19 protein-coding genes are annotated in these 24,269 nt (G+C 58.3%); 12 read left to right on the top strand and 7 right to left on the bottom strand.

Annotated elements, in window-relative coordinates; translation table 11 throughout:
- The first annotated feature begins 22 nt into the window (after nt 1-22).
- The 3 genes from BLT38_RS06510 (at nt 23) to BLT38_RS06500 (ending at nt 3,218) form a co-directional block, all read left to right on the top strand.
- Nucleotides 23-1,360, top strand: coding sequence for a PD40 domain-containing protein (locus BLT38_RS06510; protein WP_083346951.1), 1,338 nt, complete (start codon nt 23-25; stop codon nt 1,358-1,360).
- Nucleotides 1,361-1,395: 35 nt separating this feature from the next.
- Nucleotides 1,396-2,151 carry an OmpA family protein gene (locus tag BLT38_RS06505; RefSeq protein ID WP_156785036.1) on the top strand — a complete coding sequence of 252 codons (756 nt, stop codon included), beginning with the start codon at nt 1,396-1,398 and terminating at the stop codon, nt 2,149-2,151.
- A gap of 92 nt (nt 2,152-2,243) precedes the next feature.
- Complete coding sequence (locus tag BLT38_RS06500) at nt 2,244-3,218, top strand: tetratricopeptide repeat protein (protein WP_083344448.1); 975 nt, start codon at nt 2,244-2,246, stop codon at nt 3,216-3,218.
- Nucleotides 3,219-3,240: 22 nt separating this feature from the next.
- Here the strand turns inward: BLT38_RS06500 and BLT38_RS06495 are convergent, their stop codons facing one another.
- Complete coding sequence (locus BLT38_RS06495; RefSeq protein WP_083344447.1) at nt 3,241-4,308, bottom strand: dihydrodipicolinate synthase family protein; 1,068 nt, start codon at nt 4,306-4,308, stop codon at nt 3,241-3,243.
- 89 nt (nt 4,309-4,397) lie between these two features.
- Between BLT38_RS06495 and BLT38_RS06490 the strand changes: the two genes are divergently transcribed.
- Nucleotides 4,398-4,883 carry a hypothetical protein gene (locus BLT38_RS06490; RefSeq protein ID WP_083344446.1) on the top strand — a complete coding sequence of 162 codons (486 nt, stop codon included), beginning with the start codon at nt 4,398-4,400 and terminating at the stop codon, nt 4,881-4,883.
- 72 nt (nt 4,884-4,955) lie between these two features.
- Here the strand turns inward: BLT38_RS06490 and carB are convergent, their stop codons facing one another.
- Both carB and carA read right to left on the bottom strand, forming a co-directional pair.
- Complete coding sequence (gene carB, locus BLT38_RS06485; RefSeq protein WP_083344445.1) at nt 4,956-8,234, bottom strand: carbamoyl-phosphate synthase large subunit; 3,279 nt, start codon at nt 8,232-8,234, stop codon at nt 4,956-4,958.
- Nucleotides 8,235-8,314: 80 nt separating this feature from the next.
- The gene (carA, locus tag BLT38_RS06480) at nt 8,315-9,463 is read right to left on the bottom strand and encodes a glutamine-hydrolyzing carbamoyl-phosphate synthase small subunit (protein ID WP_083344444.1); all 1,149 of its coding nucleotides are present in this window, start codon (nt 9,461-9,463) and stop codon (nt 8,315-8,317) included.
- 150 nt (nt 9,464-9,613) lie between these two features.
- Here carA and BLT38_RS06475 point away from each other — a divergent pair, with 150 nt between their 5' ends.
- On the top strand, nt 9,614-11,257 hold the full coding sequence (locus BLT38_RS06475; protein ID WP_083344443.1) for a sensor histidine kinase: 1,644 nt from the start codon (nt 9,614-9,616) through the stop codon (nt 11,255-11,257).
- A 51-nt stretch (nt 11,258-11,308) separates the two neighbouring features.
- Nucleotides 11,309-12,103 (top strand): TIGR00282 family metallophosphoesterase, encoded by a 795-nt coding sequence (locus BLT38_RS06470; protein ID WP_083344442.1) that lies wholly within the window; start codon nt 11,309-11,311, stop codon nt 12,101-12,103.
- Here BLT38_RS06470 and BLT38_RS06465 read toward each other — a convergent pair whose 3' ends face one another.
- Both BLT38_RS06465 and BLT38_RS06460 read right to left on the bottom strand, forming a co-directional pair.
- Entirely contained in the window at nt 12,104-12,436 is a 333-nt protein-coding gene (locus BLT38_RS06465; RefSeq protein WP_083344441.1) for a hypothetical protein, read from the bottom strand.
- Between the two features lie 71 nt (nt 12,437-12,507).
- Nucleotides 12,508-13,812, bottom strand: coding sequence for a hypothetical protein (locus tag BLT38_RS06460; protein WP_083344440.1), 1,305 nt, complete (start codon nt 13,810-13,812; stop codon nt 12,508-12,510).
- A gap of 403 nt (nt 13,813-14,215) precedes the next feature.
- On the opposite strand from BLT38_RS06460, the gene smc reads away from it, so the two are divergent.
- On the top strand, nt 14,216-18,073 hold the full coding sequence (gene smc, locus BLT38_RS06455) for a chromosome segregation protein SMC (protein ID WP_083344439.1): 3,858 nt from the start codon (nt 14,216-14,218) through the stop codon (nt 18,071-18,073).
- A gap of 80 nt (nt 18,074-18,153) precedes the next feature.
- On the opposite strand, the gene BLT38_RS06450 is transcribed toward smc, so the two are convergent.
- Nucleotides 18,154-19,293 (bottom strand): FAD-dependent oxidoreductase, encoded by a 1,140-nt coding sequence (locus BLT38_RS06450; RefSeq protein WP_083344438.1) that lies wholly within the window; start codon nt 19,291-19,293, stop codon nt 18,154-18,156.
- Between the two features lie 57 nt (nt 19,294-19,350).
- Between BLT38_RS06450 and BLT38_RS06445 the strand changes: the two genes are divergently transcribed.
- The 5 genes from BLT38_RS06445 (at nt 19,351) to BLT38_RS06425 (ending at nt 23,599) form a co-directional block, all read left to right on the top strand.
- The gene (locus BLT38_RS06445) at nt 19,351-19,791 is read left to right on the top strand and encodes a MarR family winged helix-turn-helix transcriptional regulator (RefSeq protein WP_083344437.1); all 441 of its coding nucleotides are present in this window, start codon (nt 19,351-19,353) and stop codon (nt 19,789-19,791) included.
- An 84-nt stretch (nt 19,792-19,875) separates the two neighbouring features.
- Nucleotides 19,876-20,769: a phosphoribosylaminoimidazolesuccinocarboxamide synthase gene (locus tag BLT38_RS06440; RefSeq protein WP_083346950.1), complete on the top strand. Its 894-nt coding sequence runs from the start codon at nt 19,876-19,878 to the stop codon at nt 20,767-20,769.
- A 2-nt stretch (nt 20,770-20,771) separates the two neighbouring features.
- Nucleotides 20,772-21,389, top strand: coding sequence for a CvpA family protein (locus BLT38_RS06435; protein WP_083344436.1), 618 nt, complete (start codon nt 20,772-20,774; stop codon nt 21,387-21,389).
- Entirely contained in the window at nt 21,386-21,676 is a 291-nt protein-coding gene (locus BLT38_RS06430) for a helix-turn-helix domain-containing protein (protein WP_047488143.1), read from the top strand. The genes BLT38_RS06435 and BLT38_RS06430 overlap by 4 nt, the downstream gene beginning before the upstream one ends.
- A gap of 18 nt (nt 21,677-21,694) precedes the next feature.
- The gene (locus BLT38_RS06425; protein ID WP_083344435.1) at nt 21,695-23,599 is read left to right on the top strand and encodes a type II secretion system protein GspD; all 1,905 of its coding nucleotides are present in this window, start codon (nt 21,695-21,697) and stop codon (nt 23,597-23,599) included.
- A gap of 6 nt (nt 23,600-23,605) precedes the next feature.
- On the opposite strand, the gene phoU is transcribed toward BLT38_RS06425, so the two are convergent.
- Nucleotides 23,606-24,268 (bottom strand): phosphate signaling complex protein PhoU, encoded by a 663-nt coding sequence (gene phoU / locus BLT38_RS06420; RefSeq protein ID WP_047488150.1) that lies wholly within the window; start codon nt 24,266-24,268, stop codon nt 23,606-23,608.
- Nucleotide 24,269 lies beyond the last annotated feature (1 nt).

Raw genomic sequence — 24,269 nt, 5'->3', positions numbered from 1 at the left:
AATGCGTCTACCATGGACAACGATGGTGAATCGCACACGTTTGAGTTTCGTAAAGATGGCTGCTGTCGCGGCAGTGGTGTTGTTCAGCTCCGCGGCGCTGCATGCTCAGGATAATGTCTTCACTGGAACGAACACGGGTGCAGACCGCATCCGCATTGCCGCAGCAAACTTTCGCGCAGGTTCTGCCGATGCCGGCAGCCTGAAACAAACCTTCGATTCTGTGCTGTTCAACGACCTGCAGAACGCGGGTGTGTTCGATCTTGTATCGAAGAGTCTGCAACCGCAATCGATGCCGGGCACGCCGCAGGAAATGCACCTGGATGAGTGGACCGCAGCGCCGGTGAGTGCGGCGTATGTTGCGTTCGGCTCGTTGAGCGTTGCAAACAATCGCGTGGTTGTGAACGCGTACGTAGACGACACGCACAATGCGCAGTATCCGCAGGTGTTGGGCAAGCAGTACACCGAAGCCGGTGACGACAATGGCGCACGCACCATCGCACACAAGCTGGCGGATGAGATCATTCTGCGCCTGGGCGGCGGTATCCCGGGAATTGCAGAGAGCAAGATCTATTTTGTGCGCGCAGCCGGCGGCAACAAAGAAATCTGGGCGATGGATTACGACGGCGCGAATGCTCATGCGGTGACGCACCTGGGCACCATTTCGCTTTCGCCGCGCGTATCGCCTGATAACTCGCGCATTGCGTTTTCATCGCTCGGCAAGGATGGATTTCAGATCCGGATGTATTCGCTACTGCTGAATCGTCCGATCAGCTTCCCTTCGGGTGGTGGAACGAATCTATCTCCGGCGTGGTCGTCGAATGGGCAGCTTGCGTATTCGTCTTCACGCACGGGCGATCCTGAGATTTTCATCACCGATGCCAATGGTGGCGGGGCGAAACGAGTAACGAACTCGCGTGGACCCGATGTTTCGCCCACATGGAATCCGAAGACGGGATCGCAGATCGCGTTCATCAGCGGACGCAGCGGATTGCCGCAGGTGTATATCATGGACGCGGATGGCGCTGGCCTGCAGCGCATGACCGATGGCGGGTATGCCACGTCAGTTTCGTGGTCTCCCAACGGACAATTTCTGGCCTTTGCATGGGATCGTAAATACGGTCCAGGCGCGCCAGGTGGACAAGACATTTACGTGATGGAGATTGCCAGCAAGCGCTGGATCCAGCTCACGAACGGCATAGGCCGCTGCGACTTCCCCTCATGGTCGCCGGATGGCCGCCACATCGTTTTTGCCGTGGGCTCCGGCGCACGCGCAGAAGTTTGGACCATGCTGGCGGATGGTACTGGCAAGCACAAGCTTGCTGGCACCGGAAGCGACATGCCCAATTGGAGTTTCCGCTGAAGTTTTTTGCTGCCGATCAACGAATTTGAGGAGAGATGATGAGATTGCAAACAACCCGCACCAAATCGATTGTGACCACTGCGATGGCCGCCATGCTGCTGCTGGCAGGCTGCCATAAGAAGCAGAGCGCGCCGCCGCCATATAGCGCACCGCCGGCTGCTGCACCTGCTGCTGCGCCGACCGCGACGCTGACCGCAGAACCCGCGACGATCGACCTGGGCCAGTCCGTTGTTCTGACGTGGCACACGACGAACGCGACGTCGGTTTCGATTGATGGTGTTGGACCGGTAAATCCGAACGGAACGACCAACGTGACGCCGTCGAACTCCACGAACTTCCACCTGGTGGCAACGGGTGATGGCGGTACGGCAGATGCGAATTTCCGTGTGACTGTGCGTGTGCCTGCTGCTCCCGTCGCAGGTACGTCGTCGAATCTGCCGGATGATGCTGCGTTCCACGCTGCCGTGCCGGATATCTTCTTCGACTACGACAGCTACGACCTGAATCCCGCAGGCCACACCGCGGCGCAGCAGGCTTCCACGTATCTGACTCAGCATCCGGACATCAAGCTGCTGATTGGCGGCTACTGCGATGAGCGTGGTTCCGCTGAGTACAACCTGGCGCTGGGCGAGAACCGTGCGAACGCCGCGAAGACCGCTCTGGTAAATGCGGGCGTTTCGGCAAGCCGCATCCGCGTGATCTCCTACGGCAAGGAAAAGCAGTTCTGCACCGAACAGAATGAATCGTGCTGGCAGCAGAATCGCCGCGCGCAGTTCAACATCGACCGGTAAACAACTGCAATTTCACTTAATCTGGTAAAGCACGAACGCATGGCGGGGAGTACAAGCCCGCCATGCGTTCTCTTACGTGGAGGAACCATCCCATGCACCGCACACTTCGCATTGTGCCCGCTACGCTTGCACTTGCCGCTGTCCTGTTCACTGCCCCGACTCCCGCCTTTGCTGCAAACAAGGACATGGTGGAGTTGCAGACACAGGTCCGCGCGCTGCAGGACGCTATTGCACGCCTGCAACAGTCCAACGACGAACGCATGGGCGTGATGAAAGATCTGATTCAGCAGACAACCGACGCCGTGAACAAGATGGCGCAGACCATGGACGGCGTGCAGCGCCAGATGCGTGCGCAGAGCGAGAGCACGGGCAAGAACGTGGAACAGCTCTCCGGGCAGATGCAGTCGCTGAACGACTCGCTGGATGAGCTGAAGGCTCGCCTTGGCCGCATTGAGAAGAACATTGGCGATGTGCAGAGCCAGCAGCAAAGCATCAGCGCGAAACTGGATTCGGGTGGTGGTGGAGCTGCCAGCGGTGGCGCACCCATGACGACCGATACTCCCGCTCCGGCAGGCAATGCGCCTGCTGCCCCGATCGTGCGTAACGGCAAGCCTTCTGCGGCTATCCCAGCAACAGCAGCACCCGCGCTGCCCACCGCACCTGCTGCGCCCCCGGTGGAAGATCTGTACCGCACGGCCTTTAGTGACTACAACGGCGCGAAGTACACGCTGGCCTCGGCTGAGTTCAATGACGTGATCAAGTACTATCCCGATTCGAATCTGGCGGGTAATGCGTACTTCTATCTCGGTGAGATTGATTACAAGGCCGGTCGCTTCTCCGCAGCCGCGAAGAACTATGACAAGGTTGCGGAGCAGTATCCGGGGAATCAGAAGACTGCTGTTTCCCAGCTTCGCAAGGGCGAGTCGTTGCTGGCGATGAAGCAGACGGATGCAGGTGTGCGCGAGCTGCGTTCGCTGATCCAGCGTTATCCCAACACGCAGGAAGCTACTGCAGCGCGCAGCAAGCTGAATGCGTTGGGTGTCACGGTGGTTCCGCGGAGCCGTTAAGCTCCGCAGATTTCCCAATTGTTTAGGAGTTCATGCCGCGTAGGAGAGAAGCAATCTCTTCTGCGCGGTTTGCCGTTACGGACAGAAGCGGCAACCGCGGACGACCGCCGAAGTAGCCGGAGAGTTCGCTGCCTGCCTTGATGGATGGCGTGTCCCATGCGAGTATTCCCTGCTCTGCGCGGGCGAGTCTGCCCTGCTTTTCTTCGAGCAGACGAGGGTTGCCGTCTTTCCATGCAGCCCACACTTCAAACGCAGCCTGCGGTACGGATGCAGCGATGGGCATGGCGAGTGCCACGGAACCTGCGCGGAGGGCCACGTCTGCATCCGCTGTTGCACCCCAGAGAACCTGAAAACCAACTTCGCGGGTACGCGTCTTCAATGCAGGCACCGGAGGCGCGGTGGCTACAGCAGTGCCGCCTGTGAGTGCCGTAGCGCTGACGAAGGTTCCTGCGATCACAACTTCCGGCTGCTCCACTGCGAGCATGCGGTTTGTGGCTGCTGTAAAGGTAATGGTCGTGGTGGCCGTGTGCTTTACGTCTACCGAGGCTTCACGGATCTGCGTCACGCGGCTGACATGCGCGGACTGTTCCAGCACACCGATGATGTTCGGGTGAGAAGCGAGTTGCGCGATGAGTTCGATTGGTAGCGCTACGCGGTCAGCATCCGAGTGAAGAAGGATGGGCAGTGGCGATGCGTCAGCGATGGCCTGGAAGTACGTCAGGAGGGCCGTGGTGGCGTTTGCGTCATTCCAGAGCAGTTGGGTGTACTCCACGGGAGTGGCGAGCAGCACGACGTCAAAGCGCGCGGCTGCGGCGGCTGCGGCAAGCTGGATGGACTCGTACACGCTGGGAAGGCTGATGCCTGCGGTGAGGACCTTCTCCTTTGCAGCCTCTGCACCGACGGTCTTCAGCACCTGAATGCGTTCGTCTTTTGAGAGCGATGCCGTCTCGCTATTGGGGCCAAGCACGATCAGGCCGCTGGTTGGCGTGAGCGAGTAGCGGCGCACATTGTGCTCCAGTTTGCGGAGGTTGAGCCGGCCATCAGGATAAAACGGGGTTGCGAGCGGAACGTGAACGCCTTCAAACAACATGTCTTTATGGTATCGCCAACGATGCCTGCATAAGGAATTTCCCGCCTGACTCTTTGCAATCGGCGCAGGAAAAGCTAACGTAGAGGTCGATGGAATCAGTAGAGATTCGCGGAAATAAAACGACGGGAGACCTGGCGCGCGAGGCAGGCTGGTTTGCGTTGCACACGCTGCTGGCGGTCCTGGTGCTGGTCGTCATTGTTGCGGTGTTCTGGCTGCTGCACGTCGATCCCGAAGCATCGTTGCCAAAAATCATCTGCACTGTGCTGGCTTTGGTCGTTCCTATGGGCGCGGGCTTTGTCGTGGGCCGCATGGTTCCGGGAACCGTTGCGTCGCACATTTGGATCTCGGGGCTTCTGTTTTTCCTGGTGGTTTGTGTGTACACACTGGATCTGCCCACCGGAAATGGCCTGTGCAACGGCTGCGGTGCCGTGGACAAGCTGTGGCGCACTTTCTTCACCATTGAAATGAACAGCGGCCTGCTGGGCGGCGACGGCATCCTCATCGGAACGTGGATTCCGCTGTCGATGATCGGGTATGCGATTGGCGCGAAGCTGGCGCGCAATCTCTCCGAATAGCATTTCTTTTGGGATCAACACGAAGGGCCTCCGCTGCATGGCGGAGGCCCTTCGTGTTTGGTTCGGTCGTTGTTAGACAGTGCGCGAAGCGTGCAGCTCCTGCAACGTGTACACGCTGATCTGGCCGCGCTGAAGCGCTGCGATTCCCTCTGCTGCCGCGCGTGCCGCAGCAAGCGTGGTGATGGAGGGGATGCGTGCCGTTACGGCTGCGCGACGAATTGCCTTCTCGTCAAAGATGCTGTCCTGACCACGTGGCGTGTTGATGATGAGCTGGATGCGTTCGCCCTTGATGAAGTCGACGACGTTGGGACGTCCTTCCTTCACCTTATGAACGCGCTCGACCTGCAGGCCGGCATCGCTAAGGATGTCTGCGGTGCCGTGTGTGGCGACGAGGTGGAAGCCCATCTCCACGAACTGCTTCGCAAGCGGAATGACGTTTGCCTTGTCATGGTCGTTGACGCTGAGGAAGACCGTGCCCTTGGTGGGCAGGTTCTGTCCTGCTGCGATCTGCGCCTTGGCGAAGGCTTCGCCAAAGGTTTCGGCAACGCCCATAACTTCGCCGGTGGAGCGCATTTCCGGTCCGAGAACGGGATCGACGCCCTGGAACTTGCCCCACGGGAAGACAGGCGACTTCACGAAGTAGTGGTTGCCGGTGTCGAGATCCTTGCCCGATGCGAGCTGCTGCGGCAGAAGCTCTGCCAGCGTGCGGCCCGTCATGAGGCGCGATGCGATTTTTGCCAGCGGCAGGCCCGTTGCCTTCGAAACGTAGGGCACCGTACGCGATGCGCGCGGATTCACTTCAATGACGTAAACCTTGCCATGCTGGATGGCGAACTGGATGTTCACGAGGCCGATCACGTTCAGCGAGAGGGCAAGCTGACGCGTGTACTTACGAATCTGATCGAGCACGTCGGCGGTGAGGTCGACCGAAGGCAGAACGCAGGAGGAATCGCCAGAGTGAATGCCGGCTTCTTCGATGTGCTGCATGATGCCAGCGATGACGACGTCCTTGCCGTCGCAGAGCGCGTCCACGTCGACTTCGGTGGCGTCTTCGAGGAAGTGGTCGATGAGGACCGGGCGTTCCTGCGAATACTCGATGGCCGTGTTCATGTAGCGAACGATGGCTTCATCGTCATACGCGATGACCATGGCGCGGCCACCGAGCACGAAGCTGGGACGGACGAGCACGGGGTACGTGACCTTGTTCGCGCCAGCAAGAGCTTCTTCGATGCTGGTTGCGATGGCGCCTGCGGGCTGCGGAATCTTCAGGTCTTCGATCAGCTTCTGGAACCGCTTGCGGTCTTCAGCAAGTTCGATGGATTCCGGCGATGTACCGATGATGGGTACACCTGCAGCCTTCAACGGCAGCGAGAGGTTCAGCGGAGTCTGGCCGCCGAACTGCACGATCATGCCGATCTCAGCACCACCCGAAGCTTCGTGGTTGTAGACCGCGAGCACGTCTTCGAAGGTCAGCGGCTCGAAGTAGAGGCGGTCGCTGGTGTCATAATCCGTGGAGACGGTTTCCGGATTGCAGTTGACCATGATCGTCTCGTAACCGTCTTCACGCAGAGCAAACGATGCGTGGCAGCAGCAGTAATCGAACTCGATGCCCTGGCCGATGCGGTTGGGACCGCTGCCGAGGATGATGATCTTCTTCTTTGCGGTCGGAATCGCTTCGTCTTCCTCGTCGTAGGAGGAGTAGAAGTATGGCGTGAAGCTTTCGAACTCTGCAGCGCAGGTGTCGACGAGCTTGTAGACAGGCTGAATGCCATGCTTCGCGCGCAGCTCAGCAACCTGGTTCGCTGCGTCCTTGCCATCGAGGTTCAGTGCGGTTGCGACGAGGTCATCGCTGACGCCCATGCGCTTCACATCGCGAAGCTGGTCGGCGTCGAGGCTGTCGAGCATCTTGCCGTGCAGTCCACGGATTTCGTCTGTTACCTGCTTCACCTGGTACAGGAACCATGGGTCCATGGTGGTGAGGCGAGCAACTTCACGCACGGTCATGCCACGTTCAAACGCGTACAGGATGTAGCGCAGACGCTCAGGGTGCGGCGTGACGAGACGCTGCGTGAGACGGCGCGGCTCGATGTCAGCAGCGGATGCCTTCTTACCTGTTTCCAGCGAACGAATCGCCTTCATCAGGGCTTCTTTGAAGGTACGGCCGATGGCCATGACTTCGCCGACCGACTTCATCTGCGGTCCGAGGGTCTCTTCCGTGCCGGGGAACTTCTCGTACTGCCACTTGGGAATCTTCACCACGACGTAGTCGATGGTGGGTTCGAAGCAGGCAGGCGTGGCCTTGGTGATGTCGTTCTGCAGTTCGTCGAGTGTGTAACCAACGGCGAGGCGGGCAGCGATCTTTGCAATCGGGAAGCCGGTGGCCTTCGATGCGAGCGCCGACGAACGCGATACACGAGGATTCATCTCGATGACCGTCATGCGGCCGTTGGCAGGGTTCACAGCGAACTGCACGTTGCTGCCGCCCGTTTCGACACCAATCTCGCGGATGACGGCGATGGCTGCGTCGCGCATGCGCTGATATTCGCGATCCGTGAGTGTCTGCGCGGGTGCGACGGTGATGCTGTCGCCGGTGTGCACGCCCATCGGATCGAAGTTCTCGATGGAGCAGATGATGATGACGTTGTCGGCGAGGTCACGAACAACTTCGAGTTCGTATTCCTTCCAGCCGAGAACGCTCTCTTCAAGCAAGCACTCGGTGACGGGCGAGAGGTCGAGGCCGCGCGACAGAATTTCTGTCAGTTCTTCGCGGTTGTAGGCGATGCCGCCGCCTGATCCGCCGAGCGTGAAGGACGGACGAATAACGCAGGGGAAGCCGATCTTCTGTGCGAAGTCGAGGCCGTCGCGCAGGTTATTCACCAGCGAGCTCTGCGGCATGTCGAGGCCGATCTTGTTCATCGCATCCTTGAACAGGAGACGATCTTCAGCCTTCTTGATGGCGTCGAGCTTCGCGCCGATGAGTTCGACGTTGTACTTGTCGAGCGTGCCGTCGTCAGCGAGGTCAACAGCCAGGTTCAGCGCGGTCTGTCCACCCACGGTGGGCAGAACAGCGAAGACGCCAGGCTTGCCGCTCTCTTTGAGGAGTTCGCTTTCAACGCGGAGAATCTCTTCCAGATACTTCGGCGTCAGCGGCTCGACGTAGGTGCGGTCGGCCACTTCAGGGTCAGTCATGATCGACGCGGGGTTGCTGTTGATCAGTACTACTTCGTAGCCTTCGGCCTTAAGAGCCTTGCAGGCCTGCGTGCCGGAGTAATCGAACTCGGCAGACTGGCCGATGACGATCGGCCCGGAGCCGATCACCAGAATTTTTGCGATGTCATTTCTGCGTGGCATCTATCTCTTCCCTCTTGCTGTTTGCTTGGCCAGACACACAAGCTCTCATGAAAAGGGGCATCCTCAGGATGCCCCTTTTGTTACTTCTTCCACTCTTCCATCAACTTCCGGAAGTCCTTAAACAGGTAGTGCGAATCGTGCGGACCGGGGCTGGCTTCGGGGTGATACTGCACGCTGAACATGGGGTGTTCTTTGTGCTTCAGGCCTGCCACGGTTTGGTCGTTCAGGTTCACGTGTGTGATGGCAACGTTGCCCTCGTCCAGTGATTCTGGATCGACAGCGAAGTTATGGTTCTGCGACGTAATCTCCACCTTGCCTGTTTCCAGGTTCTTGATGGGATGGTTCGCACCGTGATGACCGAACTTCAGCTTGTAGGTTTTGCCGCCGAGCGCGAGACCAAAGATCTGGTGACCAAGGCAGATACCAAACATCGGCGTCTTCCCTGCCAGTTCCTGCACGTTCTTCTGTGCGTAGTCCAGCGGCTCAGGATCGCCAGGCCCGTTGGAGAAGAACACTCCATCAGGATTCAGCGCGAGCACTTCGCTTGCAGGCGTGGTTGCGGGAACCACCGTTACACGGCAGTTTTCGCGCGCCAGCATACGCAGAATGTTCTGCTTGATGCCGAAGTCGTAAGCGACGACATGCATTTCACGTCCGCCATCAATGGCTGCCGGAAGGAGCTTGTCGCCTGTTTCATTGCGCTCTGTCGCCGCAGACCATTCGTAGGTCTGCTTTGTGGTGACTTTGCTGGCAAGATCCGTGCCGTCCATCTTGGGGATAGAACGTGCCTTCGCCACGAGAGCATCCGTGTCGACAGCAGCGTCCTTCTCAAAGGTGGCAATGACGCCACGCATCACGCCGTTGGCGCGAAGATGACGAACGATGGCGCGCGTGTCCACGTCAGCAATGACGGGAACGCTGTTCCTTTCCAGGTACTCGTCAGTGACCTGCGTGGAACGCCAGTTGGACGACACCGGAGAGAACTCACGAACTACGAGACCTTCGATATAGGGCTTCGTGCTTTCGTCGTCGCTCGGCGTGGTGCCGTAGTTTCCGATTTGTGGATTCGTGAGAACGACAATCTGCCCGGCGTAGGAGGGATCTGTAAAGATCTCCTGGTAACCGGTCAATGCAGTATTGAAAACGACTTCCCCGACGCGTTCGGCTGGGGCGCCGAAGCCTTTTCCGCGGAAGATGCGCCCGTCTTCGAGCGCTAGAATGGCTTGCATTGCCTCTCCAAAGGAGTGGATTCAATCGATTCTACCAGCCTTTGGCCCCGAAACCCAACACGGCCTGACCTTTTGGCGGAAAAGCAGCGCCGCACATCTGGCAAACTGAGACCTGCATCTCAACCTAGTTGAAAGAACCCCCCTGAAACGATGCCGATTCGCCCGATCCCGTCGTCACTAACAGACGACTCACACCAAAGTCATCTGCTGGACCGCGTGCGTCTGCTCGCGGAAATTGACGAGGCTGCGCGCCGTCTTCTTTCGCCAGAAGAGATCGTTCTGCGCTCTGCCACGCTGTTGGGCGAATTCCTGCGAGTGAATCGCTGCGCTTTTGCGGATGTGGAAGAAGACGAAGACACCTTCAACCTGACTGGCAACTACCTGAACGACGCGCGAACCATGGTGGGGCGTTATGCATTCCATGATTTTTCACTGGAGTGCCTTAGATGCATGCGGGCAGGCGAGCCTTACGTGGTCTACGACACCGAGGAGGACTGGAGCACGCAGGCTGTGCTGGAAGCTTTCCGCGTACCGCAAGTTCGTTCGGTGATCTGCGTCTCAGTCAAACGCGGCGGTGTGCTGCTGGCAGCCATGTCGCTTCACTGCAAGGAGCCGCGTGTCTGGACCGCGGATGAAATCGCGCTGCTGCAGGCTGTTGCGAATCGCGTGTGGGAGTCGATCATCCGCATCCGCAGCGACAGGAGGGCGATCGAAGCTCGCGAAGTATTGAACATGGCCCTGGAGGCCGGACATGCAGGCGTCTTTGACTGGAGCATTCAGGACAACCAGATCACCTGGTCGCCGCAGCTGGAGGCTCTTTACGGCGTTCCTGCGGGCACATTCGAAGGTAGCTTTCAGGATTGGCAGCGCCGTGTTGTGGCAGAAGATGCAGAACGTGTCACAAACGAAATCAATGCCTTGATGCAAACGCAACAACGCGATTTTGGTTACGATTTCCGCGCCTGCCTACCTGACGGCACGCAGCGATGGCTGCATGGACAGGCTCGTTTTCTCTATGCGTACGATGGCACGCCGCTTCGCATGATCGGCATTAATGTGGACATCCACGAGCGGCGGCAGGCAGAGCTGGCTCTGCTTGAGAACGAAAAGCTGGCGGCAGTCGGCAGGCTTGCAGCGTCCATCGCGCACGAGATCAACAATCCCCTGGAATCCATTACGAACCTGCTTTATTTATCGCAGCATAGCGACGACATCACGGAGATCCAGCACTATCTTCAAACCGCAGAACAAGAGCTTTCGCGCGTTTCTGTGATCAGTGCGCAGACCCTGCGCTTCTACAAGCAGTCCACTGCACCTCGGAGAGTAACGGTTCACGAGTTGTTTGAGAGTGTGATCTCCGTTCTGCAGGGCCGCTTATTCAAACACGGCGTGCAACTGGAAGAACGCTGGTACGCCGCGCAGCCTGTCCGCTGCCTGGACGGAGAGATCCGGCAGGTACTGGCTAATCTGATCACCAACGCTATCGACGCCCTCCCTCCTAACGGAGGACGCCTTTACCTGCGTTCGCACGAAGGGCAGGACGGAAAAGAACGCAGGGGCGTGTACATCGTGGTGGCCGATACGGGAACCGGTATGCCTCCGATCGTTCAGAAGCGCCTTTTCGACGCTTTCTTCACCACGAAGGGCGAGGCTGGAAACGGACTGGGACTATGGGTGAGCAAGGAAATTGTCGATCGGCATGAGGCCGTGTTGCGGCTCAAGAGCAGTCAGAAACCAGGATCCAGTGGCACCGTCTTCCGCCTGTTTCTTCCCTTCACATCTGCAGTCGTCTGATTCTCTGCGGGCACCTTGCCGAGCAGACCTCACCGCTGCAACACTGTTCAAGTGAACATTCTTTTTGTGGGCGATGTCTTTGGCTCGTCCGGCCGCCGTATTGTCGCCGAGCACATCGGCCATGTGCTTGAATCCAACGTTGTCGACCTTTGCATCATCAACGGCGAAAACGCCGCTGGCGGATTCGGCCTGACGCCCAGCATTGCTGACGATTTATTCGATCTGGGCGCGCATGTCATTACCACCGGCAACCACTTCTGGGACAAGAAAGAACTTCTGGATTATCTGAAGGTTCCCGTGGATTCGCATGACCGTCCGCGGCGCATTCTCCGGCCTGCAAATTTCGCACCGAAGACGCCGGGATTTGGCGTGTACGAAGGCGAGCTACCCACCGGGCAGACTTACGCCGTGGTGAACCTGCAGGGCCGCGTCTTCATGTCGCAGAATGATGATCCGTTCCGCAAGGCTGACGAGCTACTGAATGGCATCCGCAGCCGCGTTATCTTTGTCGATTTTCATGCCGAAGCCACCAGCGAAAAGATTGCGCTGGGATGGTATCTGGACGGTCGCGTTACCGCAGTGGTCGGCACGCATACGCACGTACCAACCGCGGATGATCGCATTCTTCCCGGCGGCACCGCTTACCAGACGGACGTGGGCATGAGCGGGCCGTATGACTCAGTGATTGGGGTGGAGCGCGAGGCTGTGATCAATCGCTTTCTGACAGGCCAGCCTGCGAAGTTTGAGGCAGCCAAAGGAAACCCGAAGATGGCCGCGACACTGGTGGAATGCGATGGCGCCACAGGCCGCGCCTATGGCATCCGTCGCATCCTGCTGGGTGAGTGATCAGCGGGCCTCTTCTAGCGCAAAGCGGCCCAGAGGAATGGCGTGCGATACCTGGGGCTTGTTGTCCAGAGGCGAGGCCGGGTATGGGTCAGACGTTGTGGTTGGGAAGCCATACACATTGCCCGTGCGCAGATTGACCATGACCTTTCCCAGCACCTGACCGCCGCCCTTGGCTATGCGGATCATGTGGACACCCGGTTCGACATAGATCGGGTCCGCTGAGTCGGCGTCGGCATGGACAGAGGTTGGCGCAATGTAAGGTCGTGCTGCAAGCACCATGAGAGCGCCTGCAATCAGACCGAGCAGCACATTTGTGGTGCGATTGGTTGGCATAAACCATCCCTTCTCTTCAAAAAACGAGAGGCAGCCCGTAGGCTGCCTCTCGTGGTTCTGCTGTATGCGTTCTAGCGACGGCGAGGAGCTGCCTTGTGAGCCGGTGCTGCCTTTGCTGCAGGCTTTGCGGCGGCCTTCGCTTCGATCTCGCCACCCGTCATGGTGATCATGAGGGGCTTCTGCGTGTACGAGTCAAAGGTTGCATCCACGTTGACATCCGAGCCGGCAACAGGAGCCGTCTTGGGAGCTTCCTTCAGCGTGATGGTGAAGTCGGCAACCAGCGGGTTTGCCTGCTTCGCGTCATCGGAAACGGCAAGCTGCAGGTTGGTGTCGGTGATGCTGACAACCTTACCCGGAACCTTCGATTCCTTGCCCTTGAAGCCATCAAACACCTTCTGTGCCTGATCTGCTGTGCCGTTCTGGATGATGTATTCCACGTCACCCAGAGCGAGCTTGGTTACGTCCGGAGTGCTGTCCAGCACCTGCTTCACAGTGTCTGCAGGGGTGGGAGCGGGCTTAACGCTGGTGGCGAATTCCGGCGCCGGGAAGACGCTGGCTGCTGCTGCTGTCTTCACCGCGTCATAGCCATCTTCTGCGCCGTGGAACTTCTTGTAGCAGTAGGTTGCCAGCGGCTGGAAGGTGGGCTTGAACTGGTCCGGTGCGAAGGTCGCGGTGCGGGTCGCAAAGAACGTGCAGTTCAGGTAATCCGGCGGCGTGCTGGTGTAGTATGCCTGAGCCAGGAAGTAGGTGTCCTGAAGGATTTGGCCGGGCTGCTGTGTAGCGGCCGGGTCAACCGACTTCAGTTCTGCGGTGTAAGCAGCAATTGCGCCTGCCGAGTCCTTCTTGGTCAGCGCATCGATACCGATGGCCGAATAGAAGTAGGGTGTTACCTGCTTGGTGATGGCGGTCCAGTCTGCATCTGCGACAGCAGCGGGCTTTGTTACCTTGAGGCCCTTGCTGGCAGCATCTGCAGCCTTGTCATAGGCAGCCTGCTTGGCGGCGGGATCCGTCGCAGAGTCGCCCTGCGCCTTCAGAAGGCTGGTTTCCAGCGCCAGAGCGCGAATGTTGTTGGGGTCAACAGCCAGCAGACGATCTGCGGCATCGAGCGCCTTCGGCGCATTGTTAGCGGCAGCATAGCCAGCCAGCAACTGTTCAAGCACGGTACCCTTCACCGTGGACGCGGGATACTTCGTCAGGAACGCCTCAGCAGCCGCGGCCTTGGTAGCGCCGTCGGTGGCCGTGATCACCTTCTGGTAATCCGCGTATTCGTCCTGCGAGAGTTGAGGTCCCTGTGCTGCCTGGGCAAACATCGGTGTCACAGCTACTGCGGAAACGCAGGAAACTGCCAGCATCGAGGCAAGAAATGCCTTCTTCATCGAACTCTCCCTGTTCTTTTTTCGATCTGTATTCAATTCAGAGCACTACCGTGCTTCTGTAGGTCGCACAGGCTTGAATAGATGCAAGCAATGTATCAGGTGTAGGTATGCATTCTGAAGAACCCTCTTTAAACGTGTGTTGAATCACGCCTATTTTGACGTATGAGAATGCCGATTATCGAACCGGATTCGAAATGGTGCTCCTGTTTTCAAACATTTCTCCCGGTTATTTGTTTGGGAGCCGAAATACGCCACATATACGTAGCCACCCCTTCCCGTTGGGTTTAGGGACCTCTTATCCACAAGATAGACCCTGTATCTCGCTTGATTCCGCCCCTGTAGGCGCTTAGCCTCAAGTCATACACATGGATGCCGCCGGAACAGGCGGCGCGGAGGTCCCCCTTTGCTCAAGCTTAAGCGCGTTCAGATTCTCGGTTTCAAGTCATTCTGCGACCGCACGGACGTTCAGCTCAGCGGGAATGGCATTGCCGCCATCGTTGGTCCCAACGGCTGCGGCAAATCGAACATCTCTGACGCCATCACATGGGTGTTGGGCGAACAGAGTGCCAAGAGTCTTCGCGGCATCAAGATGGAAGACGTCATCTTTGCCGGAACGCGTGACCGCAAACCCACCGGCATGGCCGAAGTGTCGCTGACGCTGGTGGACCCCGATGTGTACGACGCCAGCGACAGTGGCGATGCCATCAGCATTGCGTCTGCAGGCAATCGTCCCGCGGAAGTGAGCGACTGGGACGAGCAGAGCGAACGCGACGCCCGCTCTGCCGACACTGCGGCCGCTGTTGCTGACGCGCAGCCCGGTCCGATACCTGTTGGCGAAGACTCCGAAGAAATTGAAGTGGACGCTCCACAGAGTGCGACCACCGACGAGAACGGTGAGCCCGTTGCGCCTGTCGTTCTGAAAATTCGTCGACGCAAATTTAACCGCGCTCCGGTACGCGCGGGTGAAATCACCATCACGCGTCGCCTGTTCCGTTCGGGTGAATCGGAGTATCTGCTAAACGGCAAGATCTGCCGCCTGCGTGACATTCAGGACATCTTCTTCGGTACCGGTCTTTCGGGCGAAAACTACGCCATCATCGGGCAGGAACGGATCGGTCAGTTGCTGTCGTCCAAACCGCTGGATCGCCGCTCCATTCTGGAAGAAGCCGCGGGCATCACGCGCTTCAAGACGAAGAAGCGTCTCGCGGAACTGCGACTGGAAGCGAGCAAGCAGAACCTGGCCCGCGTGGATGACATCTTCGAAGAAGTGACGCGGCAGATGGCTTCACTGAAGCGTCAGGCTGCGAAGGCCGAACGCTATGGCCAGATTCGTGATGAACTGCGCGGCAAACTGCGCATTGTTCTCCGTTCGCGCTTGTCGCAGCACGATGAAGATCGCAACGCGTCGGAAACAACGATTGCCAAGCTGACCGAGACGATTGATGCACAGGCTGCTTCGCTGGAAGCGCTGGATGCAGAGCACTCTGCAAGCGTCGCGCGTGGCTATGAGCTGGATGAAGAGATTCGTGTGGCGCAGGGTCGCACCAACGAAACACGCATTGAACTGGAACGCGCGACATCGCGCATTGCCAGCAATCATGACCGCATCAACGATCTTGCTGCGCGCATTGCCAGCGGCACCGACGAACTGGCGCAGTTGAAGCACCAGATGGAAGCGCTGGCTGCGGATCGCGAAGGTCTGCAAAAGTTCCTTGAAACGGCAACTGCCGATACGGAAGAGGCTCGCCACACGGCGCAGGCTCGTCAGCAAGAAGCGAATGAAGCACAGGCGGAGGTGAACTCCGCGGATCGCGATGCGCAGCAGGGACGCCATCATTCCATGCAGTTGATGCAGCGCATCAGCAATGTGCATCGTGAAGAGGCGCAGGCTGCTGAGTCGCTTGCTGGGCTTGAACGTGAAGCACAACGTTTGGTTTCCGAAAGCGAACAGGCAAAGGCTGAACTGGATGCGCTGGGCAAACAGCGTGGCCAGGTGAGCATGAGCTTCGAGTCTGTCACCGATCGTCTGAAGCGGTTGGAAGCGGAGATTGCAGAGTTCCGCATTGAGCTGAGCAACAAGCGCAACGAAGAGATGGAGACGCGTCGCAAGGGCGATCATCTGCGCGCAGAAGCTGCCACACTGACAGGTCGCCGCAACTCTCTTGACGCACTTATCCGCGACCACAGCTACAGCAACGACACGGTTAAGAAGCTGTTCAAGACGAATGGTGTCAGCACCTCTGTTGCCCCGGTGGGAACGCTTGCTGAATTCCTTGAAGTGGAAGATGAGTACAGCGCTGTCGTCGACGAGTTCCTCAAAGAAGAGCTGAACTACATCGTTGTGAAGGATTGGAATTCTGCCAGCGCCGGCATTGGTTTGCTAAAGACTTCCGTCGATGGCCGCGCGACCTTCCTGGTGCATGAAGAGAATGCGACTGCGTACACCGGAGGCATGGCAAGCCGTGTAGGTAGCGACCTTCGTGGAGCGCGTCCGCTGAAGGATTGCATCAAGGTACTGAATGGCTTCGGACGTTCGCTGGAAGTGATTCTGCCGAAGCTGCGCGAGGGATACATCGCTCCTGACACCGACACTGCACGCGAACTTGCCGTGCAGAATCCTGAAGCGTTCTTCCTCGCTCCTTCGGGCGAAACGTTCCACAACGTGACCGTCACCGGCGGTAAGGCGCGCGCGGAAGGTCCATTGGCTCTGAAGCGCGAACTGCGTGAGATCCAGACGAAGCTGGAATCGGTTCAGGCAGAGTTGTCGCAAAGCGAAGTCGGTGTTGCGGGATTGACGCGCGATATTCAGGAACTGCAGCAGACCATTGAAGTGAAGAGCAACGAACGCCGCGATGCCGAGCGTGAAGCCGCTAACAGTGGCGCTGCCCTGCGCCAGATGGAATCGGAAGCGGCGCGCATTGAACGTCGTCTTGCGGATTGGTCGCTGCACACAGAACGCAATCGCGATGCGCGGACGCAGCGTCAGGAATTGATTGAACGCAAGCAGGCTGAGGCCGCGCAGTTGACCGCCGAGCGCGAAGCGATTGAAGTACGCATCAACGAAGCGATGCTGCGTACGGATGATCTGCGTCGTGCGCGTGAAGAGGCGCAGTCTGCCGCAGCCGCTGCTGCTGCCGCACTTGCGGGACTGGAAGAGCGTCGCCGCAATGCGTCTTCAAACTTCGAGCAGAATGAGCGCATGCGCAACACTACGCAGCAGCGCATTCATCATCTGGAAGGACAGAATGCAGGCGCCACAGCGGAACAGGCTCGTCGTGAAGAAGAGACCGTTGCGTTACAGGCTCAGCAGGAAGAGTTGACGGCACAGCGCGAGCAACTGAACGCAGAGGCCAATCGCCTGACCGCCGAAGCATCTGCTCTACGCGCGCAGATTGCAGAGAAGAACAACACGCTTCGCACGCTGCGTACGGAGATTGAAGGTCTGCGTGAACAACGCGCTACGTTGCAGGCCAAGATTGCACGCCTTTCCAGCGAGATTGAACATCTGGAAGCGCAGTCGTTGAACGACCTGAATGTGCCTGCAGACGAACTGCGTGCAGACACGACGATTGAGGCCATCAACGCAGAGGCGCTTGACACGGCCGAAGAAGAGACGCGCACGCTGAAGGGCAAGCTGGAAGCGATGGGTCCGGTGAACATGATGGCGCTGGAAGAGTTTGCTGAAGCCGAGCAGCGCCATGGATTCCTTGAGACTCAGCGCAAAGACTTGCTGGACGCCATCGACAACACGCAGAACTCCATCAAGGAAATTGACGAGATCAGCAAGACGAAGTTCGATGAGGCGTTCGCCATCATCAACAAGAACTTCTCCGACATGTTTGTGAAGCTGTTTGGTGGCGGACAGGCGCTGATGAAGCTCACTGACGAATCGAATTCGGCAGAGAGCGGTATCGACCTGATCGCATCGCCTCCGGGCAAGAAGCTGCAGAACGTGCTGCTGCTCTCCGGTGGAGAAAAGGCGCTCACTGCCCTGTCGCTGCTGGTTGGTATCTTCCAGTTCCAGCCCAGCCCGTTCTGCGTGCTGGACGAAGTCGATGCACCGCTGGACGAAACGAACGTGGGCCGATTCGCACGCCTGATCCACGAAATGAGTAAGGAAACGCAGTTCGTGGTCATTACTCACCACAAGCGCACCATGAGTGAAGCCGACCTGATCTACGGCGTCACCATGCAGGAGCCCGGTGTGAGCAAGATCGTGAGCGTAAACATGAACAAGGCGGAACGGCGAGCGGTAGCGTAAGTTCCATCCACTACAGAAACCAAAACATCGAAGGGGCCCGGCTAAAGCTGGGCCCCTTCAAACTGATGCGTATCACCGCGTTATGACTTTGCAGGAAACGCTCTTGCCTTTGGGATAAGCTGCCGCATCATGTTGAAGCTATGCGTGAATCCATCTGGAGAAAACGCTTTCAGGATGGCCGCATTTGCTGCCGCGGCCGGGCCTTCGCAGCGTTTTGCCATAGCCTCTTCAAAGACCGAAAGCTGATCCCTCCAATCCTTCTGAAGTAGAACGTCGGCAAGCTCACCCGCATCCTGCAGCGCAAAGTTCGCACCGTCGCCGCCAAAGGGACTCATCACATGGGCGGCGTCTCCGATCAACGTGATGCCTGGCACATGTTTCCAGCGATGTCCCGGCGATAGCCAGTAGATTCCACGTGCGCCAACCACGTCATCGCTCTTGGCGATCAGGCTGGTCAGATTGCTGCCCCATCCGGAGAACTTTTGAAGCAATTCTGCGCGAATTTGAGACTCTGTTTTTCCCGCATAGACATCGACGGGGCCGTGAAACGCTGCATAGAAACCGATGTGTGCGTTCGCGTCGCGATGCATCATCAGGCCCATGCTGTCGCCGAGAGAAAACGTCATGCCATGCCCAACAAGTTTCGCGATAGCAGGATGACGCCGGTCCACATCGTGAATGCCGAGTTCGACAAAGACGATACCGCTGTATTCCGGACGCGCAGATGAGAGTGCAGGCCGCACCTTTGACCAAGTGCCATCGGCGCCCACCACCAGGTCGTAGCGCGCTCGTTTTCCATCCGCAAAAATGACATCACAAGTTCCATCCGGTTGCGCCTCTACAGACGTCACATGCTGATTCCAACGCACTACTCCATGCGGCAAGGAATCGAGCAGCATCTGCCGCAGATGGCCGCGATCCACCTCGGGCCTTTCGCCTTCGGAACTTTCATCCAGCAGGCGCAGCGTGCATTCACTGTCATATAGCCGCATCTGCTGATCCTGATGACGCGCGATGCTCTGAAACTCCCCCGTCAACCCAGCTTTTGCCAGTGCGATCTGGCCGCTGTCCGCGTGGATATCCAGTGAGCCGCCCTGAGGCCGGTAAACAAAGGAGGCTTCGCGTTCCAGTACGGTGACTTCCCTGCCGTGTTGATGGAGGATGCGTGCCAGTGTTAACCCTCCGGGTCCTCCACCGACGATTGCAATGCGTGCATTCATTTACATAGCCTCCTATTCATTATACATAGGATACTATGTGTATTCAGGAAACGATTCATGGATACGCAATTTTCTCCGGGCCCCGGTCAACTCATCCAACGCATGGCGCGCATGAGCAATCGCTGGCTGGAACCGCGTCTGCAGGAAATGGGTCTGGCTGTGGCTCAGGTGCCGGTGTTTGGAGCATTGCAACAACGAGGCCCGCTGTCGCAGCGAGAACTGGCCACACTGCTGCATGTGGAGCAGCCCACCATGGCGCAGCTTCTGAACCGCATGGAGCGCGATGGCCTGATTGTTCGAAAACCCGACCCGAAAGATGGCCGCAGCAGCCTGATTTCAATCACTCTGCGAGCACTCAAGCGCTCTGAAGCGGCACGCGATGTTCTGATGGAAGGTCGTCAGATCTCATTGCAAGGGTTCACCAAGGCAGAAGTGGACACATTGCAGCAGCTTTTGCAACGCATGGTGGACAACATGGAAGAGGAACTGGGCAAGTAACAATTCTGGTTCATTTCCCCGAGCCTCAGCAGACGGGGCTTTCCCTTGTTGCGCCAAAGTGATGAACTGGTGTGTATGAGTGAAATGCCACTGGGTGACCGGAAACCGATTCTGAGCGGTAAGGTGCGCGACCTGTATGAGGCCGGACCGGACCGGCTGCTCTTTGTTGCCAGCGACCGCATCTCTGCGTTTGATCACGTGCTGGGCAGCATGATCCCGGATAAGGGTAAGGTGCTTACGCAGATTTCCCTTTTCTGGTTCGACTATCTACGCAACCTGGTGCCGAACCATCTGCTGACGGCCGACGTGCGCGACTATCCCGCTGACCTGCAGCAGTACAGCAACTATCTCCGTGGCCGCAGCATGATCGTGCACAAAGCAAAGATGGTGCAGGTGGAGTGTGTGGCGCGTGGCTTCCTTTCCGGATCGGGATGGAAGGATTATCAGCGTACCGGCGAGGTATGCGGGATTCCGCTGCCTGCGGGACTCCGCGAGAGTGATCGCCTGCCGACGCCGATCTTCACGCCCGCAGCAAAGAACCATACCGGGCACGATGAGAACATCGGCTTTGATCAGGTGGTGGCAACCGTTGGCGGCGAATTGGCCGAGACTCTGCGGACGCTGACGCTTTCCATCTACAGCACCGCTGCCAAGTACGCGGAGAGCAAAGGCCTGATCCTTGCGGATACAAAGTTTGAGTTTGGCTTTGTTCCTGCCAAGGATGGCAGCGACATGCTGGTGCTGGCCGATGAAGTCTTGACTCCGGATTCGTCGCGCTACTGGCTGGCCAGTGGTTATGCGCCGGGTGGAGCGCAGCCTTCGTTCGACAAGCAGTACGTCCGCGACTACCTGGAAGAGATTCACTGGGACAAGCAGCCTCCTGCGCCGTCGTTGCCGGAGGAAGTTGTGACCGAGACGCGTTTGAAGTATCTGCAGGCCTTCATGCAGCTTACGGGCAAGGCAAAGCTGCCGGAATAACGATGAACGAAGCTCTCCATGGCGCGGCGGCTGGACTGGGACACATGAACCCATTGGACTGGTGCATTGCGCTAGTGCTGGTGATTTCGACCGTGATGGCGTTCCTGCGCGGATTGATCCGGTCCGTCGTTTCGCTGGTGGGGATTCTGGCTGGGGTGCTGTTGGCGTTCTGGTACTGCCACCGGCTGGCGGGGTGGCTCCATCGCTGGGTCACGCAGTCGTCTTTGGCCGAAGTGGCGGCGTTTGTGCTGATTTTGGTGGGGGTAATCGTGGTGGCCGCGCTGGTGGGACGGGCGCTGCGGGGGGCGTGTTCAGCGGTGGGTCTTGGCTTTCTGGACCGGCTGGGTGGGGCCTGTTTTGGCTTTGCCAGGGGTGTTTTACTACTGGCAGCGGCGCTGTTGCCGGTAGCTCCGTTTCTGGGGAGCGTACCTGCGGCACAAACATCTCTTTTGCTTCCCTATTTGCTTCCGGCCGCACATGGGATATCCTTCGTTGTGCCGCGTGACTTTGGCAGACGACTCTCCGCAACCGATTGGCTGACCCATGCCAGGACGGCTGCAGACGAGTGGACGCCTGCTGTAGTCCGCACCATGCCATCTGAGCGAGGTAAGTACGAGTGAAGCGCGAACTGGACGCACTGGTGGCACAAATGCACGCCGATGGCATTTCCTATGAGGACGCTGTCCGCGAATTCAAGCGCCGTTACCTTCTTCAGGTACTCATCAATCACCGCGGCAACCAGTGCAAGAGCGCTGAAGAATTGGGCATGCACCGCAACACGCTGAGCCGTACGCTGGCGGAGCTGAACATGGACACCGCGCAGATTCGCAACGGCTTGAAGCGTCCGGCACGCAGCGAGCGCGCAGCAGGAACGCCGCGGCTGCAGACGATCGCCCGCGTTCGTTGAGCTGCGTCTAACCAAGCAGTGGTCACTGCATCCAAGCTGATTTCTGGCGGTCTGCTGGCAGGCGTTTGCGCTGTTGCGCCCTTTTGCGCCCCCGCCGTGCTTGCGCAGCGGACCCCGAATCTTCCTCCTGACTCTCAGGAACCCGCAGCGAGAAAGCCGAAAGAGCCGTCGCAAAAGGATCGTGATGCAGCTGAGAATGCGTATCTTGCCGGGGCCAAGGAACTGCAGGATGGGCACTTACCGCAAGCTGAGAAACTCTTTGCGCAGGCCGTTGCGCGCAATCCCCTACGCAGCGAGTACCTGCAGGCATTGCTACTGTCACGCGAACATCGCCTGACCGACCTGCTTCACGAAGCTGCGAAAGAGCGAACTACGAATCCTGCCGCTGCGGATGCGCTGGTGGCACAGGCACGGTCTCTGGATGCGACGAATCCTGCGGTTGTGCAACACGCTCCGCCTGTCGACCTTCATCCCATTCGCACTGAGCGGCTGGCCAGCAGCATTACGCTGCTTCACAATGCTTCGCGGCACAGCTATCACCAGCGTGGCAACCTCCAGACGTTGGCAGAAACGGTAGCGCGCGATTATGGCCTGCGGGTGGTGCTTGATCCGGACCTGCAGACGAAGGACTACCGCATCGATGTCGACGACGCGAACTTCGCCGAAGCCATGCAGGTGCTGGGGTTGGCCAGTGACACCATGTTTGTACCACTGGATGAAAACACGATCTTCCTGGCTCAGGACACCCAGACGAACCATCAACGGCTTGAACGCCTGGTAGAGGAAGCCTATTTCTTTCCTGGATATGCAGCCGATCAGCTCAAGGATTTCGTGAGCATTGCGCAGACCATCCTTAAGCTGGATAAGGTCACTGTGGATGCGGGACAGAACGCCATTGTTGTGCGTGGTCCTGCGGACCTTGCCGATGCTGCCGAACGCATTTTCACCGACCTGATGGGCGGCCAGAGCGACGTTGTATTTGATGTGAAGGTCTACTCCGTGGACCATTCGCGCATGCGGAATCTGGGCGTGGTGCTGCCAAGTTCGTTCACCGCTTACAACCTGGCCACGGAAGCGCAGAACATCATCTCCTCAAATAGTTCGCTGGTGGAACAGCTCATTGCGAATGGCGTGATTCCGTCCGGCACAAGCAATGTGGAGATCGCCGCGTACCTTGTATTCGTGGCCGGTGTCAGCGGCTCCACTAACCTGACGAACACGTTCTTTGTGTTTGGCGGTGGATCGACGACGACTGGCGTGACAACGGCGAACTCTCCTACGTTCAATCTTGCTCTTAGCACCAGCGACGCTCGCACGCTGGAAGATGTGCAGATACGCGCGGGAAACATGCAGAACGCCATCTTTAAAGCTGGCATGCGTTATCCCATCCAGACATCGCTTTACAGCGACATTGCCAGCAGCACATCCGCCGCCAATACATCCGTGAACGGCGTGAGTCTTGCCAGTTTGCTGGCGCAGTACACCGGATCCAGTTCCATCAGCAACGGTTCCGTTATCCCGCAGGTGCAGTACGAGGATCTGGGCATCACGCTCACTGCGAATCCCAAGATTCAATGGACGGGAGACATCTCCACGCATCTCGATATCAAGATCACCGCGCTTGCCGGAACGTCACTCAACGGCATTCCGATTCTGGCGAGTCGGCAGTTCTCGTCGGATCTGACCGTGCACGACGGCGATACGGTGATGATGATGAGCCAGACCACCAGTACGGAGATTGCCGCAGTTACCGGGCTTCCTGGTTTAAGCGAACTTCCGGGATTTCAGAGCACCACGAATAAGAACGGCAGTAAGTCTACTGGTGAGTTGGTGGTGCTGGTGACGCCGCACATTACGCGTCATGCGCACACCTCTGCTCGCGGACCTTACATTCCACTGCAATCACGGCCTGAGACGGACTAATTTCTTTTATGCAGCGGGCGCTGCGTGACGAATGTCGCGTCCCTTTACCCAGAAGATGACATCTTCCGCGATGTTAGTGGCGTGATCGCCTACGCGCTCCAGATTGCGCGCAATCAGCATGGCGTGCAGCGCCTGCGAAGTGTATTGCGGCTGGTTGCGGATCACGTTGGAGAGAGCGTGGAAGGCCGCAGAGTTCAGCGTGTCTACCTCGTCATCCAGTGCGAGGACGTTTTCGGCAAGCTGCGCGTCGCCGTCAATAAACGCTTCCAGCGCCTTGCGAATCATTGCGGCGGCGAGCGTTCCCATGCGAGGAATGTCGACCGGCAGATCCACCGGTTGCAGATCGTTCGTTTCTCCGGCGCGGAGAGCAATGTTCACTGCCAGATCGCCGACACGTTCCAAGTCACCGTTGATGCGGATGACGGACAGAATGAAGCGCAGGTCCACGGCCATGGGTTGTTCCATGGCGAGAAGGTCTAGCGCGGTGGAGTCGATCTCGCGTTCGAGCCGATTGATGGCAGGTTCGCTGCGGCGCACCAGCTCCACCAATTCGGGGTCGCGTGTGCGGTATGCCTCAATGGAACGCTGGATGGCCTGCTCCGCAAAGCCTGCCATGACCAGCAGTTTTTCCTTCAGTTCGTCCAGCGATTGATGAAAGCGTTTACGCATC

It is taken from the genome of Terriglobus roseus (assembly GCF_900102185.1).
Lineage (GTDB): Bacteria > Acidobacteriota > Terriglobia > Terriglobales > Acidobacteriaceae > Terriglobus > Terriglobus roseus_A.
Note: the sequence above shows the minus strand (reverse complement) of the source record. Positions and strands in the feature narration are given on the sequence as shown.

What these genes read in the sequence shown, in the direction of transcription:
- BLT38_RS06445 (WP_083344437.1), top strand. Translation starts at nt 19,351, where the DNA reads ATGGATACGCAATTTTCTCCGGGCCCCGGTCAACTCATCCAACGCATG.
- BLT38_RS06465 (WP_083344441.1), bottom strand. Translation starts at nt 12,436, where the DNA reads ATGCCAACCAATCGCACCACAAATGTGCTGCTCGGTCTGATTGCAGGC.
- BLT38_RS06495 (WP_083344447.1), bottom strand. Translation starts at nt 4,308, where the DNA reads ATGTTGTTTGAAGGCGTTCACGTTCCGCTCGCAACCCCGTTTTATCCT.
- BLT38_RS06435 (WP_083344436.1), top strand. Translation starts at nt 20,772, where the DNA reads ATGAACGAAGCTCTCCATGGCGCGGCGGCTGGACTGGGACACATGAAC.
- carB (WP_083344445.1), bottom strand. Translation starts at nt 8,234, where the DNA reads ATGCCACGCAGAAATGACATCGCAAAAATTCTGGTGATCGGCTCCGGG.
- BLT38_RS06450 (WP_083344438.1), bottom strand. Translation starts at nt 19,293, where the DNA reads ATGAATGCACGCATTGCAATCGTCGGTGGAGGACCCGGAGGGTTAACA.
- BLT38_RS06500 (WP_083344448.1), top strand. Translation starts at nt 2,244, where the DNA reads ATGCACCGCACACTTCGCATTGTGCCCGCTACGCTTGCACTTGCCGCT.
- BLT38_RS06440 (WP_083346950.1), top strand. Translation starts at nt 19,876, where the DNA reads ATGCCACTGGGTGACCGGAAACCGATTCTGAGCGGTAAGGTGCGCGAC.
- BLT38_RS06510 (WP_083346951.1), top strand. Translation starts at nt 23, where the DNA reads ATGGTGAATCGCACACGTTTGAGTTTCGTAAAGATGGCTGCTGTCGCG.
- BLT38_RS06475 (WP_083344443.1), top strand. Translation starts at nt 9,614, where the DNA reads ATGCCGATTCGCCCGATCCCGTCGTCACTAACAGACGACTCACACCAA.
- BLT38_RS06490 (WP_083344446.1), top strand. Translation starts at nt 4,398, where the DNA reads ATGGAATCAGTAGAGATTCGCGGAAATAAAACGACGGGAGACCTGGCG.
- phoU (WP_047488150.1), bottom strand. Translation starts at nt 24,268, where the DNA reads ATGCGTAAACGCTTTCATCAATCGCTGGACGAACTGAAGGAAAAACTG.
- BLT38_RS06505 (WP_156785036.1), top strand. Translation starts at nt 1,396, where the DNA reads ATGATGAGATTGCAAACAACCCGCACCAAATCGATTGTGACCACTGCG.
- BLT38_RS06460 (WP_083344440.1), bottom strand. Translation starts at nt 13,812, where the DNA reads ATGAAGAAGGCATTTCTTGCCTCGATGCTGGCAGTTTCCTGCGTTTCC.
- carA (WP_083344444.1), bottom strand. Translation starts at nt 9,463, where the DNA reads ATGCAAGCCATTCTAGCGCTCGAAGACGGGCGCATCTTCCGCGGAAAA.